Origin of the sequence: Kineothrix alysoides, assembly GCF_000732725.1 — a bacterium.
Taxonomy (GTDB): domain Bacteria; phylum Bacillota; class Clostridia; order Lachnospirales; family Lachnospiraceae; genus Kineothrix; species Kineothrix alysoides.
In genome coordinates this window covers 1,312,916-1,331,763 of sequence record NZ_JPNB01000002.1, presented here as the reverse complement: position 1 = coordinate 1,331,763, position 18,848 = coordinate 1,312,916, and the positions used below count along the sequence as shown (strand labels likewise).

General features: G+C 41.0%; 12 protein-coding genes. 2 read left to right on the top strand and 10 right to left on the bottom strand.

Annotated elements, in window-relative coordinates:
- Positions 1–43 precede the first annotated feature (43 nt).
- The 10 genes from CC90_RS0117150 to CC90_RS0117090 form a co-directional block, all read right to left on the bottom strand.
- Positions 44–2,446, bottom strand: coding sequence for a glycoside hydrolase family 2 (locus CC90_RS0117150; RefSeq protein ID WP_031391954.1), 2,403 nt, complete (start codon positions 2,444–2,446; stop codon positions 44–46).
- 232 nt (positions 2,447–2,678) lie between these two features.
- Positions 2,679–4,106, bottom strand: coding sequence for a methyl-accepting chemotaxis protein (locus CC90_RS0117140; protein WP_051869733.1), 1,428 nt, complete (start codon positions 4,104–4,106; stop codon positions 2,679–2,681).
- A gap of 1,075 nt (positions 4,107–5,181) precedes the next feature.
- Positions 5,182–5,382 (bottom strand): hypothetical protein, encoded by a 201-nt coding sequence (locus CC90_RS0117125; protein ID WP_031391951.1) that lies wholly within the window; start codon positions 5,380–5,382, stop codon positions 5,182–5,184.
- 11 nt (positions 5,383–5,393) lie between these two features.
- Complete coding sequence (locus CC90_RS22575; protein ID WP_051869731.1) at positions 5,394–5,909, bottom strand: hypothetical protein; 516 nt, start codon at positions 5,907–5,909, stop codon at positions 5,394–5,396.
- Positions 5,910–6,077: 168 nt separating this feature from the next.
- Positions 6,078–7,316, bottom strand: coding sequence for an IS110 family RNA-guided transposase (locus tag CC90_RS0117115; protein ID WP_031391949.1), 1,239 nt, complete (start codon positions 7,314–7,316; stop codon positions 6,078–6,080).
- Between the two features lie 971 nt (positions 7,317–8,287).
- Positions 8,288–8,725 carry a hypothetical protein gene (locus CC90_RS0117110; protein ID WP_031391948.1) on the bottom strand — a complete coding sequence of 146 codons (438 nt, stop codon included), beginning with the start codon at positions 8,723–8,725 and terminating at the stop codon, positions 8,288–8,290.
- Between the two features lies 1 nt (position 8,726).
- On the bottom strand, positions 8,727–13,607 hold the full coding sequence (locus CC90_RS22570) for an RHS repeat-associated core domain-containing protein (RefSeq protein ID WP_035315810.1): 4,881 nt from the start codon (positions 13,605–13,607) through the stop codon (positions 8,727–8,729).
- Between the two features lie 342 nt (positions 13,608–13,949).
- Complete coding sequence (locus CC90_RS24255; protein ID WP_157837561.1) at positions 13,950–14,111, bottom strand: hypothetical protein; 162 nt, start codon at positions 14,109–14,111, stop codon at positions 13,950–13,952.
- 380 nt (positions 14,112–14,491) lie between these two features.
- Entirely contained in the window at positions 14,492–15,532 is a 1,041-nt protein-coding gene (locus CC90_RS0117095) for a DUF4885 family protein (RefSeq protein WP_031391947.1), read from the bottom strand.
- Positions 15,533–15,542: 10 nt separating this feature from the next.
- Positions 15,543–16,439, bottom strand: a complete 897-nt coding sequence (locus CC90_RS0117090) for a hypothetical protein (RefSeq protein WP_035315809.1) — start codon at positions 16,437–16,439, stop codon at positions 15,543–15,545.
- Between the two features lie 320 nt (positions 16,440–16,759).
- Here CC90_RS0117090 and CC90_RS0117085 point away from each other — a divergent pair, with 320 nt between their 5' ends.
- Positions 16,760–18,094, top strand: coding sequence for a GHKL domain-containing protein (locus CC90_RS0117085; protein ID WP_031391945.1), 1,335 nt, complete (start codon positions 16,760–16,762; stop codon positions 18,092–18,094).
- Positions 18,095–18,099: 5 nt separating this feature from the next.
- Entirely contained in the window at positions 18,100–18,846 is a 747-nt protein-coding gene (locus CC90_RS0117080; RefSeq protein WP_031391944.1) for a LytR/AlgR family response regulator transcription factor, read from the top strand.
- The last annotated feature ends 2 nt before the right edge of the window (positions 18,847–18,848 follow it).

Below are 18,848 nucleotides of genomic sequence, written 5' to 3'. Positions count from 1 at the left end.
GTCTTTTCTCCTAGCAATTGTTTACTCTGTTTAAAAACTACTATTATTCTATCATATAGACTTCCTTGTCGTCCAATCCTTCAACAGTTACTTCAATTGTGATCTTGCCGGGTGCACCTCTTCTAATGTATGCCAGCAGTCTGCCATTTCTGGTAGCTCTCTCCGGCAATGCATATGAGGTATTATCACTCAGATCTCCATTCTCCATACCTGCCAGCGTTCCGGCCCCTTCTACCTGTATCCCTATCATCCGGTCGTCTGCCGTCACAAGCCTGCCTTCCTTATCCAGAAGACGAATCTCCATTTGATACAGGTAGCCCGAGCCTTTCGATACCTCTTCAAAGCTTTGCTCGCTCAGTATATCATCTTCTTTCCATAAGCTTGCCTGCACGCTTACCGTATTACCAACGGTACATAGAGACGCTGTTTTTACCTTTTGCCCTTCTTCGTTATAGCCTTCCGCCTCCAGCAATCCCATTTCAAAAGGAATGATAAACTGATATGCTCCATCGGGATTGTATTCTTTTGCACTGCCGACTTCTTTCCCATTAAGCAAAAGCCTGACCTCGCTCAGGTTAGAATAACACATTACCGATACATTCTGCCCATTCTTATAATTCCATCTCTGATTGTATGGAATCCACTCTGCATTACGGTCTGCCGCCTTATCTTCAATTCCGGTAGCAAGTTCTATGACCGCTTCCGTATCCCATAATGCCTTTCTGCGTAAAAATCGCGATTTCTCGAATCCAGCCATATCCAAAAGCCCGGCCGCAGACCCGTGGACAGGCCAGCCATGTGCTTCACCGAGATAATCGATTCCGGTCCAAAGGAATTGACCGCTGATATATGGTTTATCCGCTACAGCTCTCCATGCCTCATAGCTATGGCTATTTTCGCTCCCCAAAAAAGGCTTGTCGGGGAATTCCCTGTGGTCCTGCTCATAAAACTGTTCTTTATAATTGTAGCCGACCACATCCAAGGCTTCCAGAATCCCCAGCTTAGCTGAGAGCTCCGGAAATGCCAGAGCCATTGTCACCGGCCTTGTCGAATCTTCTTGTTTCACAATTTCCGCCAAATGCTTTGCCAAGGTTCCCAATCGTCTTGCATTAGGCTTGTAAGAATCATATATTCTCTCTGCGGCAGGTTTATCGGCATCATTATTTCCCGTCATAGTTTCAAACATCGGGTGGCAATAAGGATCGTTCGGATAATCTATTTCATTTCCAATGCTCCACAGAATAACACTGGGATGGTTCCTTGCCCTTCTTACCATGGCGCGCAGGTCTGCTTCGTGCCATTCATGGAAATCCTCAAAATATCCCTGATGCTTGGGAGGATATACATTGTGGCCGGTAGACCATTTATTCTTGGCATTTTCCCACTCATCAAAAGCTTCATCCATTACAAGAAATCCCATAGCATCACATAGCTCATACAGTTCCGGCATATGCGGATTATGGCTGCAACGGATTGCGTTACATCCACACTCTTTTAATTTGCTCAATCTTCTCTGCCAAACCTGTGCAGTCACTGCAGCTCCTAAGCAGCCTGCATCATGATGTACGCAGACCCCTTTGATCGTCACCGCATTTCCATTCAGGAAGAAACCCTTGTCAGGAGAAAAATGAATGCTCCTGATTCCTACCTTCTCTTCCCCTGCCAAATAGCGGTCCCCGGCATTTACCGTATAAAACGTTTTCATCTGATAAAGATTAGGACTATCTACCGACCAGAGCTTCGGATGATCGATAACTCCCTTCAATCGTATCTGAGAAGATTTCCCGGCTTCTACTTCGCAAGACTCTGTCAACTTTTGTATAAAGATTCCTTCCTCCGTACAAAAATCAACTTCTACAGCAACCCTTACACATACGTCCGTATCATTGTGGATTTCCTGATATACATCGATTTCAGCACTATCCTCATCGCATTTGCCCGTTTCAAATATAATACCATATTCCGAAGGATACACCAACTCTTCTACGACAAGTGTTACCTTTCTGGTAATTCCGCTCCCGGTAAACCATCTGGAATCCGCTAAATCTGTATGTGTAACTTTAACACAAATAACATTATCCGCACCATAATTAATAAAGTCAGTTAGTTTATGAGAAAAGGTAACATAGCCATTAGGGCGCTTCCCTAAATAATAGCTATTGCACCAAATTTGACTATTTTTATATATACCGTCAAAAACTACCCGGACATTTTTTCCTTCGTACTCCTCAGGCATATGAAAATGCAGCCGATACCAGCCGATTCCGCCTGACAGATAGCCCGTACCGCTGGAATAATCCTGTGAAAAGGGCTGCGTCACCGACCAGTCATGAGGAATAGAAATACTTTGCCATTCTTTATCATCAAAGCCTGCATACCAGGCATTCTCGCATTCTCCCAAATAAAACTTCCAATTCTCATTTAAGGTGATTTTTGTTGTATTCATTGACATATCCTCCCTTTGTATAAATATTTCCCCATCTATATTGTTTGCAATCGGTTTCAAATACATTATCCAAGATTTCTTTCAAAAAGTCAATCCTTACAAAATATAGAAAAATGGCAAAAGAAAAGGAAATCCTTATGATAATCATCATAAAAAGAAAGCTTATCCAAGATTCTCAATATAAGACGCCTGAACAAGCTCAAGATGATATTTTTAAATATATTAAATACTTTTACAATTGAAATGAACCCATGTTTTCTTCTAATACATCAGCAACAACTTTCAATTGCTGAGAATTGTCCTTAACTTCTTGTATTATATTTTTGAATTCACTGACAGATATTGATGTTTCCTCTGTATTCTTTTCATTTTTTCTGGCAATTGCTGTCAAGCTCCAAACGGCTTCCGTAATATATCCTCTCGCCTCATCAAGCTGTGATGAACTGGATGCAATTTGGTTGACTGCTGAAAATGAATGACCGATTCCATCGAGTATCTTTTCAAATGCTAATTCCGCTTTCGATACATTTTTATTTTGCCTCTCCATAACTTTATTCACTTCATTCATTGTAGAAACTGCTTTTTGAGAATTATTAATCAGAACTTTAATTATGTCTTCAATTTGATGAGCAGACGCATTGGATTGGTCCGCAAGTTTTTTTATCTGTGAAGCTACAACTGCGAAACCCCTGCCTGTTTCACCTGACCTTGCTGCCTCAATCGAGGCGTTTAATGATAATAGGTTTGTTTCTTCGGCGATAGCCGCAATTATTTTTGTTGCCTCCTGTATTTTTATTACAGAATCATTCGTTGTATTTGTCTGCTCATATATCACTCCAATAGAGCTGATTGCATGCCGGTTTATATCATTCAAATCATCCAAAGTTTTTGAAGCTTCATCTGCCGCTTCTTTCATCAAGTTCATTTTTTGTATTAACTGGCTTACTTCAGAATTGGTACCTTCAATTAACTTTCCAATATTAACGATATCCTCCGTTGCTTTTTCTGTTTTATCGGCCTGATTCGTTGTTTCCTGCACAATTTCATCTACCGCTTTTTCTACATTCTTTACTGAGGATACCGCAATATCCGCATTATGGTCCAAATTATAGGAGGCCTTGTATAGGATCATACTCTGCTGCTTAATCTGAGAAACAATATCGACCAGCCTTTCGCGAAGCTCATCAATTGTATTTGCAATTTGTCCCATTTCATCTTTACGGCTACTAATTTGCAAGCTATCTGCTTCTTCTGTAAAATCAAGCATAGCAAATCGTTTTATTACTAATATAAGCTTTAATAATGGCTGAATTATATGTGCTGATATGCCATAAGCAATAGTTCCGATAATGATAAAAGCAATAATCCCGCATAAAACAACGGAAGAAAAAATTTTATCCACCGAACTTAATATTTCTGACTTATCTGCAGTAATAACAAGCACAGCCGTAGCATTTCTAATTATGTAATAAGCTGCATACTTTTCTGCTCCCTCATCTTTTATCATAACCACACCATTTTCAGGAATATCATGATTTGCAATATCAGAAAGAAGGTTATCGGCCAAATCATTTTGTATTACTTTTCCGATTTTATCCGAATCAGGATGATACAGTATTGTTCCATCTGCCAAAAACACATAGGCATAACTGGAGTCCACAAGAAAGACCTTTTCTTGTGGTGTGTGATATTAACTCAGAAAAAGAGTGATTGCAAGTCATTTTTTGATTTTTAGAAACTGGAAGGAAAATTTGACAACTTTGGGGCAAAATTCACTTTATGCCAAAGGACAAAAACAGAGAAAAAACAAAAATATGCACAAAGAACAGTTTCCGTTACATAAATCGACTTTCTCTTACCCTCGTGTGAGCCTGTGTTACCCCTGTGTGCCATTTTCAGGGAAGAATCGAGGTAATTAACCATAACGAGAGTTTTTTACTTTGTTGGGGAAATGTGAAAGACATGATTTTCTTGGAATTCACAAGAATAGATAGGGTCGAAAATAGCGCAGGTTAAAGGAGTGGTGCCAAAAAGACGGCACCACTCTCGGAAACGCCCACCGGCAGAGCCGTTGGGCGATATGATTATGGCATAACTTTGCATACCCAAAGCAGACTTTTTATCTTTTTTGGTTCCTTTGTCTATTCTGCCTTATTTCTCCTGCTGATTTTTATTGGCTTCTGTGAATGGATGGATTCTAGTTTTTACGGTATCGTGTGTTGTCAGGAAGGAGGGCAATTTATGATGAATACAGATTTTTTCCAACTACTTTACGCTCATTTAGAAGAACGTTCTTTCAACAACATGTACGAACAGCTTAAACAAGAGGAAACAAGATGAGGAGTACCAAGAAGCTCTGCAAGCAGAAAATGTGCTTTTTGAACAGTATGAAGGCTTAGAATTATCGGAAGAACAACGCAAAGTCATTGAACAATGGACGGATGCTATCCATGCTAAAAACGCTACTTACTCCATGGTTATTTTCCGCATGGGAATGCAATGCTGTTTTTCCCTACTAATGGAACTGGCAGACCTGAGATAATAAACATAAAAATCGGAGATAATACCTGACTTAAGAAGTCACAGAATTATCTCCGATTTTGTATTTCTCTTAGTGTATAAAAGAGAATAATTTCCCCCTTATACCCCCTGGTTGCGCCATTGTAACATAGCCATTTTAGGATCGTCAAGGGAAAATATTATAAGTTTATTTTACTGGGTTATATAACTAAATTTTAAATTCTATCATTTAAATTTTTAATCATATATTCATAAATAGCATTCCCATCCTCCTGCTCTTGTAACTCCTTTGCTTCTCTTTCAGATAACTCCACTTTTTTTATTGTTGAAACCATTTCTCCACTATCATATTGCATAAAATACTTTTCATCTTGCTTCACAATAGTAATTCCAAAATTAGAATATATTTGTTCCATTTTGTTCTCCTTTAATTTTCCTTAAATATTGGTGTAGATATAAATTCCTTTGGCGATGGTGAATCAATTGTTGCTTCCGGTATTCCCCCGCCAGTACTTCCGCCTGGAATCCATTGTTCATTTGCTCCTAACTCATTTCCACTTGGCATCCTCAAATTATGTGGCTCTGGTATATCTAATCTAACTGGACTATTTCCCAACGTCCCTGGTTCTAAACTTAGTAATTGTTCCAATTTTGAAACATTACCGTTTGCTTCTTGGATAATTTCATCTGCTACAGATTTTGGCATTATAAATGTTCCACCAGGTGGTCCCGCCTGTCCAGTTGGTGTTGATACACTAATTTTTGTGACTCCATCAGAAAATAGGTCTAAATGAGCATCGATATACTCCTTGCTTAAATATGTTGCTGGGTCTGGGCGATATCCTTTATTGGTCAAAATAATGTCATTTATCTTTGATTGATCTAATCCAGCTTCTCTTAAATTTATCCACTTATTATATTTTGCGGCATCTTCCGGTGACATTAAATCAGCCCAATTTGCTGCACCTGAACCACCCTTAAATCTGACTCTTACTACTTATATTGAACCAGACCCTTTCACTTCTAGTGAAAAAGTGATGCGATTCTAAACAGTAATCTTTAGATTTTCAGATTTTACTGCTCTCATTTTACCATATCCAAATATTGAAAACTACTGATTTTCTCTATCTTGCCTGATTTCTTTCATTCGGTATTCCGTCTGGTTCTTTAGCATTCCATAAATGATATTTACCAATCTTCTTGAAATACAGATGAGTACTTGTTTCGGGTTCTTTCCCTCTGCAATCCTCTTCTCATAATACTCTCTGAAAACCGGATTTCTTGGTGTTCCCTTTGAAGATGTCTGAATCATCTGAATGGATAAGAAATACAAGGTCGCTTGTAAGCGACGGTTCCCCTGCTTGGATGCCTTATCTTTTCCTTTTCCTGCCGACGAGAGTCTAAGTGGTGCGATCCCTGCGAACTTTGCCAGCTTTGCCGCACTGCCAAAACGGTTGATGTCTCCGATTTCTGCCAGCAGCTTTACCGCGGTTGTCGTACTGACACCCGGAATTGTGGTGAGAGTACCGCCCAAGCTGTGATACATGTTTTCTAATTCTCTATCGATTTCTTTTAGCTGCCCCTTGTAATGCTGCAGGTCTTTTACAAGCCCTCTCGTGATTACATCCCTGCTGTCCTGATATTCTTTTTCTTCCGTCCGATCCATTTCCACTACCTCTAAAATCTTCTGACACCGGTTAGTGGAACACTGGTTATGACTGACAACAATCAGTTCCTCTTTCAAATCTTCTACGGTTCTTCCTCGCAAATATTTCTCTGAAGGATACTGATTCCAAAAATAAAGTGCGGTAGGGCTTCCAATGTCAGTGAAGAATTGTTTATAGCTTGGATAGGCAACACACACCTGCTCATGTAGTTGATTTCGTAGACGGATGATGTGACGCATGATATTATCCCTGCGGTTTACCAACTGCCCCAGTGACCAGTACGCATCATTTGGGCAGGCATCGGGTAATTCCTCCAACATATTTATGGTTGCAAGAGCGATTGCCTGTGCATCATCACTGTCACTTTTTTTATACATCGCTCTGCGTTTTGCCTGCCGATGTGACAAGGAAGTGTTAACATCCTTTACTATAAAATTTTTCTCTAACAGCCATACTGCAAGAGAACGACCGTAGCCATAAGCGTTTTCTAATCCATAAACAGCTTGTTTGTTCTCTGTACAATATTTCTTTACTTTTCTAATTAACTTTGGAAACTCAGCAGGAGTATTGGCAAACGTAATTTCTCCGAGCTTCGTGTTCCAACAGTCCAGAATGACTGCGGTGTGAGTTTCCTTATGCAGGTCGATTCCTACATAAATTAAATCTTCTTTCCTTACATTCATTCACTTTTCCTCCGTTTTCAAAACAGTGACAACCTCAACTGATAAGTCTCTCGCTTAGAATTACGTTCTTCACAACTAAGGGGACAAGGGTGGTTTAGTCTATCCATTTCTGGGAGCTTTCCGCTCCGTTCGTGGAGATTTCCCTGCAGAATTGCAGAGACACAAGAAAAGATATTTTTCTTGTGGTGAAACCCTCTTACGAGTGTCGTGATGTTAACTCTGGAAAGCATTGATTGCAAGTCATTTTTTCATTTTTAGAAATTAGGAAGAAAATTTGACCACGTTGGATCAAAGTTTGCTTTATGCCAAAAGGCAAAAACAGAGGAAAAAACAAAAATATGCACAAAGAACAGTTTCCGTTATATAAATCGACTTTCTTTTACCCTCATGTGAGCCTGTGTTACCCCTGTGTGCCATTTTCAGGGAAGAATCGAGGTAATTAACCATAACGAGAGTTTATTACTTTGTTGGGGAAATGTGAAAGACATGATTTTCTTAAAATCCCAGAAAATAGATAGGGTCGAAAATAGTGCGGGTTAAAGGGGTTATGCCAAAAAGACTGGCATAACCCCAAAGAACACCCACCGGCAGAGCCGTTGGGAAAACTTTCTATGGCATAACTTTTCCTATTTCCACCAGACTTCTTATGCCAAGCAATATGAAGATTTAGAATTATCGCAAGAACAGCACAAAATAATTGAACAATAGACAGATTGTATCTATACCAAAAATGCAGCGTACTCTATGGTTGTTTTTTTACATAAGGGATGCAATGTTGTTTTGCCTTACTGGGGCAACTAGCTGGTTTGAAATAATAAGTGCAAAATCGGAGATATTTCACAACTTGAAACAGCAAAATATCTCCGATATCGTAGTTTATATTTAGATACCCAGGGTCCCTTGTCCCCCCCTAGTTACGCCATTGTAATATAAAACTTTTTATGTATCTAAAGTGTATGGCTTCATTTCGCTTAACCCTTAGTCCACGGAAATTTAAATAATTTTTGAGGTTTATTATCATAAAATTCATCAGTTTTATAACTTTCCATCAGTTTGCAAAATAAATCAACATCCAATTCATTAGACCAGACATCCATATCGATATATATTGATTGTTTATATTCTATGTAAATATTATAGTCTTTGATTATAAATTTTCTGTTTTTACCATCTTTTATTAATTCAATATCTAAGGTTTTTTTAAGTGGATATTCTTGTCTATCGAAATAAATTATAGGTGAATTATTTTCCCAATATAATGCGAAAAAAAGTTCATTCTGTTTAAAATATAAACCATCTATTTTATTTGGTCTCTCATCTTTTTGATATTTTGCTGTTCCTTTAACTCTATCAAGCGTACAATATTCAAATATTTCTATATTGGAAAGATATAATATTTTATTTTTCATCTTATTTCTCCTTTAACCAATCTTCAAAACCAGATAACAACTTATCTACATCATTATTAGGTCGAGATGCTGACTCTATTATTTGCCCATAAGTTTTTGATTCATTTAATTTATCAAATGAAGGACCAAGAGGATCTTTATAACGACTTTGATTTATTTCGTAGATATACTCTCTTAATACTTCCGGTGTGGCATCCTTATATTTAATACCAAGATCACGTCTCATTTGATAAACTGTTCTTGCCACTTCTTCCGTCGATTTCCCTTGATCTAATAACTCTTTAGCCACGTTGGATAAATTTTTTACTTCCTGTTCATAAGCCTGTCTTAATGGATTACTCTTAATACTATCACCTTTAACTTCTTGAACTATTTTTTTAATTTCTATATCCGTATATTTTGCTACTTTAGAACCACCCTTTACAGCACCCTCAACCGCGTCCCCAGCTTCCTTTATCCCCTTATCTCCTCCTCCAGTAAAGAAGTTCTTGATTTTCTTGAAAGCATCCAGCTCCCCGATCTGTTTTACCTCTTTTCTTATTCCGTTCCAGGCTTCCCCTAAGTATTTTAATCCGCGCTTGCCTAATACAGCCAGTTCGTCCACATACTTGATTGCCCCCACTATCGGAACGAGACCTATAATGTCCACCAGCGTCCAGCCTGCATGACTCCAGCTGTTTTCCCATTTTACGAAATCCGCAGTGATATCACGGATATCCATGGGCAGGTCAAGGTCCGAAATACCAAGCAGGAGCTCTATGGTCGTTCCAAGAAGGGTGACCTCATCCGTGAATTTGCCATACGCTAACTGCCTGCTGACTCTATCCATATAGTTATCTCCGGTACATCCCCCTGCACTGACGGGCATCTGTCCCAGGTTTCCCTGCGCTGCAGCAGCATATGGTATTGAAGCAGAAGGCACCGCTTCTCCGGTCACATAGGGCGGCAGCACTGTCCGCACCGGGCTGAGTCCGTCCGGGTCGGTGTAGGTCAAAGGGTTGTTCCTCACGTACAGATACGGGTTCTGGCTTTGGCTCTCCCGAATGGTCCCGCCCAGCCTGTCCTTGCTGAGAAAACGGCCCAATCTCGGAACATAGTAGCGGCAACCTGCAAGAAAGGTTCCGTCCCCTTCCTCCTCATAGCCTCCATAGCCTATGGGCAGGCTGCTCCTCTCACTGCTCCTTCCGAACTCATCATAGGAGAAGCTCTCCTTCACCTCTCCTTTCTCCGTGAAAGAAAAGAGAGGGGTTCCGTTGGAATCGGTAATGTGGTGGAGGGTCTCTCCTTCCTCCTCCGTCCGCGTCAGGAATCCATCCGTTCCGTAGATGAGCCGCATCCGCTTCCCTTCCCGATGAACCTCCCGCAGCGAATGGATGCGCCGGGTAGGGTCATGACGGTAGTAGGTCACCCTGCTTTCGCCGTCCTGCGTGACGGACTTCTCTCTGCGCCGGTTCAGGGCATCATACCGGTAGCCGGTGATACACCCCTTCTCTTCCTTCCTTACCAGATTTCCCCTTCCGTCGTAGACGCAAGAGACTACCGTCTCCCCATCTTCTTTTACCCACAGCAAGCTGCCTCTCCTGTCGTATCCATAGGTACGGATTCCTTTACCGCTCCGCTCCTCGATAAGTCGGTCCAGACGGTCATAGGTATAAAAAGTTTCTTTTCCTCTGTCCCAGAAATATGTCCGGTTACCATAGGCATCGTAAGCATAGCGAGCCACCGTCTCTTCGTCAATCCGAGTCTCGGTAAGGCGGTCCAGGACATCGTAGGCATAGCTGGTGGTTCCGTTCTCTTCCGGCCTCAAGCGTCCCTCCCTCGTTACTGAGGTGCAGTTTCCTCTCCGGTCATAAGCATAGTGCCTGCGGTGGAGAAGTCCGTTTCCGTCCATGACGGTAAGGCGTTCTGTCATACCCTCCTCCGTATAGTCAATATGCCGGTGGATACCCCCGGGAAAACGGAGCACGGTGAGCCGTCCCTGCTCATCCCTTTCCTCCCGCGGCAGGGTTTCTTCTTCCCTGAGCCCCTGTTCCGGCAGGAGAATTCGCTCCCCGTCCTGCTCCACGCAAGACATCCGCCCGGAGCCGTCATAAGTATAATGGATTGGGGGAGTGCCTTCTTGGGAAGCTTTGATCAAACGGCCCAGAAGATCATAAGTATAACGGCTGGTATTTCCATCCTCATCGGTATGAACATCCAACAGTCCGTCCGCATCATAATGGTAGCTCCGCCGGTTCCCCTCCCCGTCGCATACCTCTGTCACCTGCCCCTTGGCGTTGTGCTTCACGCTCTGATGGACGCTTTCGCCCCGCAGTATCCGGTTTAGGTGTCCCATGGCATCATATTCATAGCGCAGGACGGTTCCCATAGCGTCCTCCACGCTCCTTATCTTTCCATTTGGATAGCGGGAGATGCAGGAGGAATCTTCCTCTTTTTTTTGTTTTTGCTGGTAGCGGCGTTCTTTCAGGAGGGCACCTGCCTCATCCCTCTCCTTTTCCCAGAGGAGCCGGCCGGCTTCATCATAACCGTAGGCAGTCTCCTTTCCTTCTTCTTTTTTCCGGATGCGCCAGCCCTCTTTATTATAGAAGTATTCCGTCTTTTTTCCAAATGTTTGCAGGGCGGATACCCGTCCGGAGGCATCATAGGTAAGCTCCATCACCGTCACATCCTCCTTGAGAATGCTTAAGAGGCGGCCGCAGGCATCATAGGTCAGGCCCATGGTCCTTCCGCCCGGGCTCTTTACCTCCACGGCGTTCCCGCCTGCATCATAGCGTATTCTGCTCCCGTCCGGTATTCTGGTCGGATGGAGTTCTCCTTTCTCATAGCTGTAGGCCAGTTCTTCTCCTTCCGGCAGCCGCACTCTGGTGATTCGACGTAGGCTGTCCTTGTCAAAGCATACCTCCCGGCCCATGGAATCTGTCTGCTTCAGGAGCTCTTCCATGGCACCATAGGTCCACAGGGTACTTCCATCTCTTGTGGTTTCTCTGGTCAGGGAGCCGCAGGCATTATAATCATAACTGCGTTCCTCCCCGTCCGGCAGGGTTACCCCGGTCAGACGATTCAGCTCGTCATAGGTCAGGCGGGTGCTCTTCCCTTCCTCATCCCATGTCTCCACCAACTGATTCAAGGCATCATAACGGTACCGGTACTCCACGCCATCCGGCAGCATTAGCTTTGTGATCCTTCCCCGATCATCATAGACAGCACTGCACTCCCCAAGGCCCGGATAACGCAGCGCGATGACACGGCCTTCTCCGTCATATGCGGCTTCCGTCTTTCGCCCCATGGGGCTGGTCACGCAGACCATCCTTCCCTCACCATCATAACCGTAGGTGGTCTCTCCTCCATCTTTATGGAGGAATGCGGATAGACTTCCGCTTTCGTCATAGACAGCCTGTTCCTCAGTACCGTCCCGGTCCTTCCGGTAGATCCACTCTCCTTCCTCCCGGTAGCGGTATTCCTCTTTCCCTCCTCTGGCATCGGTGTGGCAGTGAAGCTGCCCCTGAGGGGTATAGGAATATCCCTCCTCCTTCTCTCCCTGCCGCGCCTTCCGGTGACGCAGTTTGCTGTCATGTATATAGTCCGTAACAGTGCCGTCGCATTCGGTAAAGCGTACTTTGTTCTCTCTGTCCAGATAGAGGTAGCACTGCTCTCCCCCTCCCGGGTATTCCTGCCGGAGGATACGGCGGCGATTATCGTAATGATTCCTTACAATGACATTTCCTTCCTCGTTTTGGATGGTGCAAAGTTTTCCATTCTCTGCATAGGTATAGGCTTCCGTCCCTCCCATGGGATTGGTAATTCCCTTAAGCCGCCCGCTTCCATAGGAAAAACGGCTGCTCCTTCCGGTATGGTCGCTAACTATTTCCAGCGTCCCATCCCCGTGGTAGCGGAACGAAAGGCTGTTTCCCTGCTTGTCTTCCAGAAAGGACAGACGTTCCTCCTCATCCCAGCGCAGGTTCAGAATCCTCCCATTCCTTTCTTCCACACGAAGGAGGGTTCCCTCGCCGGAAAAGAGATAGTCCCTTTTCCCTTCTGCGTCCTTCCGGTGCAAACGGTATCCGTCCTCCTCCTTTACCAGTTCCATGGCTGCATACTGCTGGCACTGATACCGCTTTCCTTCCCGAAGCGTGAAACGGTATCTGGCTCCGTCCTCCCAGTCGATAACAGGCCCGCCCTTTTCTTCCCGCAGACGAATCTGCCAGCTATGGGTCCAGTTCCTTAACAGCGTCCCTTTCCTTCTGGAAATGGCATTATAATAGAGGGAAAGCTTCAGCGGGGGATCTCCTTCCACCCGAAGTGCTTCTTTTCCATAGTAGAGGTTCCCTGTTGCCAAATGTACGGGATCGCTGCTGTAGAGGGCGGCATAGGACTGCAGGCCGCCAAGGATGTCTTCCGCATACTTCATCTTCTCCTCGATATCCGGTACTGTTTCCTCCATCTCCCTCTTAAATTCTCCCAATGTCTCCTGAAAGTCCTCATAAGGAAGCTCCAAAAGCCCTGTCTCCAGCAAGCTGCCCAGTGTCTCGATCATTCCGCCTGCTCTGGCCGAGACATGTGTGGCTTCGGCCTGTGCTTCTGCAGCCTGTTTGTCGAAGGTGTAAACCGTGTCCCTGATGGTCCCCATTTCTTTTCGTATCCGTTCCCTTATGGTACTGTAGTCCTTCCCCGCAATCTCCCGCCCTGCCTGTGAAGCCAGTTCGGATAGGCCCGGTTCCCTTGCTTCTGATGGGACCGACTGGCACAGGCTCACGACGGTTCCCATATGGGAGGCCATTCGCACGCTGATATCCTCCGCTGACTGAAGCACGGAGTCGGCTCCCTGCTCAAACTCCTCCAGCGCTGACTGCTCAAATACTCTGTTTCTCTCTAATGTACTCATTCCCCATTCTCCCCTTTTTGTTAAATAAGTATTTTTTCGTTGTCTATCTTTTGGTGGCTGTGTGATACAAACTGTCCTGGAAACCTAAATTAAGATACGCTTAAAATCAAATACGTTTAAAAATAAGATGTATTCCATATAAATAGTTTTAAATATCATATTTTATAATTCATTTTCATTAGATGTCAAAGTCGCCTCCTTATTGGTGAAAATTTCTCCTCTTTCTCTTTGCTCACTCATTTGATATTAATAAAGTTTTATAACGAAAATGGAACCTGCTATCCGCAGGTCCCATCTTATCTTAACCCCTTTACATGAAAAAGACACTTGCCTATAAACTTACTATGCTTCTAAATCCTTGTTCATAAACTCTTTTTTAATACTATCGGGCATTTCTACTTCGTGGGCCAAAACCGGTATACTTTTTCCTACCGTATTTTTTACCGTATTGCATGCCAGGTCAACAACTTTTGATGCTATCATTTTTTCTGTTCTTTCTTTCATACTCATAGCCCCTTTCTCACACAATGAAGAATATGTTAACAACTATTGCTTATTATAATGAATTTTTACTTTTTTAGTTCATTTTCGCTACAAACGTTTGTTTTTTTGCATTTTACGTTAAAATATTCTTTTTTTTTATATATTTCATTTCAAGAAACATGAAATAATACAAGTATTTTATCTCGGATTTTTCATGTTGTTTAATTAATCTCCAAGCAATATACTTTATGTATCATCCTATCAAGGCAACATATACACAAGTTACTGTCAGCAAATACTTCATATTATTCTTTAACTGATTACGGTAAAATAAACATGGCAATTGCCTTGCATCACATTTTCCAGATATGATTTACTAGCACGAATAACTCCGTTTATTATTAGACTTTAGCATCTAATATATTTTGTATCCCCCCTTTTATCCATGTCGCCTGATTTATCCCGAATCCATTTTCTTGTCCGATGTCATATAGTCCGCTGCTGTCAAACCCGACAGCAATCGTCAAATCACACGCTTTATTCCATCCATTTTGAGCAAAATTTAAAAACCTTTTTGTATAAAGGTCTATCCCTTCTACATGCTTAGCATTCTTTTTATACAGCTCCAAAAGATCAGTTCCGTCTTCTGCTATGAAAGTACCATTTTGATACTTACTCTCTCGAATGTCATAACCAGTGGTTTGATAAAACTCATGCCAAAGTGATTGTTGCTCTGCTTTTCTATAGCTTCCCTGAGAATTTATAATCTCATTATCCCTATCATGCATGCATATCCATAGATGGTGCCAAAGATTCTTAGCATTATCTCCTTCATTCAATATTTGTTCTATCGCAGATAAAATATCCTTACTTGCATTGCCTGTCACTGTTAGCTTATAACTATATGGGTCTATCTGGAACTTCAGATTCATTTGATTTGTAACCTGAATCCCAGTCTTTGCAAGCAGACTATATATTTGCTGATTTATCACACTTCTAGCATACTGTTTTTCCCTGTCCGTATTCAAGCGAAATCCAGTGTTCTTCCCTCCGGTATAGATACCTTCATAATTTCTTAGGGAATAGTCATAGCTGGCATAACCACACATAGTCTTTCCGCCTGTTTCTATCATTGTTTTTTCGGTGCGGGCAGCAAAAACTCGTTGTTCCTCTGTCATGTATCCACAAAAATGTCTGGATGATTTGTCATAATATTTTTCGGTGATGTATGCCAGAGGATTGGAATGCTTTAAGTTCTCCTGATAAACCTTTTCATAATGTTCGCGCGTAACCTGAATTCCTATGCGCATTTCTTCCGTCATGTCTGTATACTGATAGCCTACAGAAGTATCAGAAGATGAATTCTTTGGCAATAAATTAATATCTCTATATTCTGGTATTTTATTATAATAATCAGTGTTTGATGTATACTGTATTCCCATAAATCACTCCTTAGAAACTTATTACTCTCTTATATCCCGTTTCACTTAAGTCATATTGGAACGTGATTCTCAAGGAAACACTTTTCATCGTGGACTTTGCTGTAGCCGGCGCATTATACCGGAAACTCCAAAGCTGTTTTACTGGTATGTTATTACTTATACTTATGGCATATGAACCGCTGGTTGCACTACTAACCGTTGATGTATACCATACATTATTGCTAGCCGGCATAATCATATGGCGCACATTTCCCTGATTGGGAGACTGTGTTCCAGAAGATTCAATTCTGGTCACTATAGCTCCATTTGGGAAACTGCTATTATTCGTAAGATTAACTGTAATAATAGAGGAATTACCACTACCAGGATTTGATGCAGTACCAGAAACAGAGCACTTACCTATTGCTGTTTCTATTCTGTTATATGCTGACACAGAAAAATAAATATCTGTGTCTGTAGGAACACTACCTCTATGTAAGATCAAATAATACGTTCTTGTTGATGTCGAATTATTATCGCAATTTAAAAATATATCCGGTGTCGCAGTACCTATATCATGGACATTCCCCGGCGTATATTGCGGTGCTCCAATAGTATTTCCAAGTCCATCCTGAATTTCATACCATTCACCTTCATACTCACTAGAATAAGAAGTTCTAATATATATATGTTCATTTGGATCTAAAGTAAACGCAAGCCAAGACTCTCTTTGATTTTTTTCCAAGATTACCGTGGCATAATTACTATTGATAGCTGACCAGCGGCCATAATTATATGCGGCTGTTCTTGAATTGTTTTTTGTTATAGTGTTTGCTGCATGAACTTTCATATCACCAATCCCTGTTATACAAAAACACAATGCAACTATTGATACTATACTAATTATTCTTTTAAAATTATGTTTCATCTCAGACCTCCACTCGTGAAAACTAATGTTTTTTTTATTTTAATACATGCAAAATTCATAGCTTTTGGTACCATTAATTATTCTTTTACTTCTTCTGTGTACATATCCCCCTTTTTACAATATAAAAAATATGTTAGCTAACTATTTTCTATTATAATTGACTTTTCTCTTTATAGGGCGATTTGGAAACAAATGTAGTGTTTCTTGTAATTTACGTCAAAATTATCCATGTTTTTCAAAATATCTTTACTCAATTATGTGAAAATGATATGATTACTATAATAAAATCTATTATATTTATTTTTTAGGGGAGACGTTACATGGGTGATAGTTTATCATTTATCTTAATTTCATTGGTCAATTCTTTACTATTTATGGCTGCAATGACCAATTTACTTTTATTTCCTCTTCGCCTGAACATAAAACTATTTATCTATTTATACATTTTATTATGCCAAATATTTTTTGCTCCTCAACTCGGACAATATATTATTTTCTTTACAATTGGGGGTGCAATTTTAATTATAGCTGCTTCCAACAAACATTACGTTATAAACTCGCTCTTTGCTCTAATGGGATATTTGATAGCTATATTTATTAATTATGTGTTGGTTACTTTTTTGAACTTGATAGGGATAACTGTTTTCGATGTTACGTCAAACAATAATTATTATTTTATCTTTGCTGTTGTTTATACTATTATAACATGTATTGTTTCTCAACTATTTGGCCGGTATTTAAGAGATTTATTTGCCCAACATAAACTTATATTTTCAAAAGAAATACTAACACTTTTTATATCCGAGATTATAGTTTGTACATCAATTTTTGCTTATAACATCATTCAAGGTGAACAAGAAGGTTATCCCACAGAAATTGTTTATTTTAATGCGATACTCTTTGGCACTTTCTTCATTATAACATTTATTATTTTCTTTTTTAGCCTTCGCATTATGTATAAGAACCAGGAGCTTGAATTTATCAAGCAGCAAAAACAATCTCTTGAGGAGTACGTAAAGAAAGTTGATGATTTATACCAAGACACCCGGATTTTCAAGCATGATTACATAAATATACTTTCCACCATGCAATATTATATCGATGACGATGATATCGATAATTTAAAAACATTTTTCAGAACGAAGATCCTTCCCAGCAGCGAAGCGCTGACGAACAAAGATTCCATTATCGGCAAGCTCAGTAACATTAAGGTTTTAGAGCTGAAAAGCATCCTATATGCCAAGCTGATTTCTGCCATGAATCAGAAGCTGAATATTACATTGGAAATTCAAGAAGAAATAAACTCCATATCCATGGATATGCTGGATTTATCTACTGTAATAGGTGCTTTCATGGATAATGCTATTGAGGCTGCGAAAGCATCCGAAGACAAGAAGCTGCTCATTCTTCTCATCTATAATAATGAATCCGTAACTATTGTCATTTCCAATTCTGCCCCAGTGATTGATATCAAGCTGGATGCCATTTATAATAAAGATGTCACATACAAAGAAGGGCATAGCGGACTCGGACTTTACAGCTCCAATAAAATTTTGGATAAGTACAGCAATGTCATCCACTCAACCAATTACAACTATAATATTTTTACGCAAACGCTGGAAATATGTACGCAGCACAATACTGAAGAGGTGTAATCAACTTGATTCCTATTTATTTATGTGAAGATGATAAATTCCAATTAGAGTTTTGGAAAAAAATAATAAATAATGCCATACTTATTAACGAATGGGATATGAAAATAAAGGCAGCAACTGATGCTCCCTCCGATTTAATAAGCCTGCTAAATAAGAGCAAACCGGAAAATGCCGTTTATTTTCTGGATATCGACTTAAAGAGCAGCATGAATGGAATTCAGTTGGCCGCTGAGATTAGAAAATATGATCCGAGAGGCTTTATCATCTTCATTACCACGCATGAAGAGATGGCGCTCAATACCTTTCAATACAAGGTAGAACCGCTGGGATATATTATAAAAGAAGCCCCTGATTTCAAGGATCAAATCAAGGACTGCCTTCAGAACGTTTATGAAAAGTATCTTGTACCCAACAATCCTGTAACAGATGTGTTGAACATCCGCATGGAATGTAAGCTGTTAATCATTCCTTACGATGAGATTTATTACATCGAGCCGTCCACCCAGTCACACCGGATACGGCTTCACAAGCACCATGAAATATTGGAATTCTCATCCTCTCTGACAGAGATTAAATCAAAGCTGGATAAACGGTTTATGATGTGCCACAAATCATTTATCGTAAACTGCAACCACATTGCCAGAGTAGACAAGAAAACATATACCGTTCACTTTAGGAACGGTCAGACATGTCCTTGTTCCGTCCGTTTGTGCAATCAATTGTGCGGTAAACTCGACGAGCTGACGAACTGAAC

Coding starts and splice junctions, on each gene's coding strand:
- CC90_RS0117150 (WP_031391954.1), bottom strand. CDS start 2,446: ATGAATACAACAAAAATCACCTTAAATGAGAATTGGAAGTTTTATTTG.
- CC90_RS0117125 (WP_031391951.1), bottom strand. CDS start 5,382: ATGGAACAAATATATTCTAATTTTGGAATTACTATTGTGAAGCAAGAT.
- CC90_RS22575 (WP_051869731.1), bottom strand. CDS start 5,909: ATGTCACCGGAAGATGCCGCAAAATATAATAAGTGGATAAATTTAAGA.
- CC90_RS0117115 (WP_031391949.1), bottom strand. CDS start 7,316: ATGAATGTAAGGAAAGAAGATTTAATTTATGTAGGAATCGACCTGCAT.
- CC90_RS0117110 (WP_031391948.1), bottom strand. CDS start 8,725: ATGAAAAATAAAATATTATATCTTTCCAATATAGAAATATTTGAATAT.
- CC90_RS22570 (WP_035315810.1), bottom strand. CDS start 13,607: ATGAGTACATTAGAGAGAAACAGAGTATTTGAGCAGTCAGCGCTGGAG.
- CC90_RS24255 (WP_157837561.1), bottom strand. CDS start 14,111: ATGAAAGAAAGAACAGAAAAAATGATAGCATCAAAAGTTGTTGACCTG.
- CC90_RS0117095 (WP_031391947.1), bottom strand. CDS start 15,532: ATGGGAATACAGTATACATCAAACACTGATTATTATAATAAAATACCA.
- CC90_RS0117090 (WP_035315809.1), bottom strand. CDS start 16,439: ATGAAACATAATTTTAAAAGAATAATTAGTATAGTATCAATAGTTGCA.
- CC90_RS0117085 (WP_031391945.1), top strand. CDS start 16,760: ATGGGTGATAGTTTATCATTTATCTTAATTTCATTGGTCAATTCTTTA.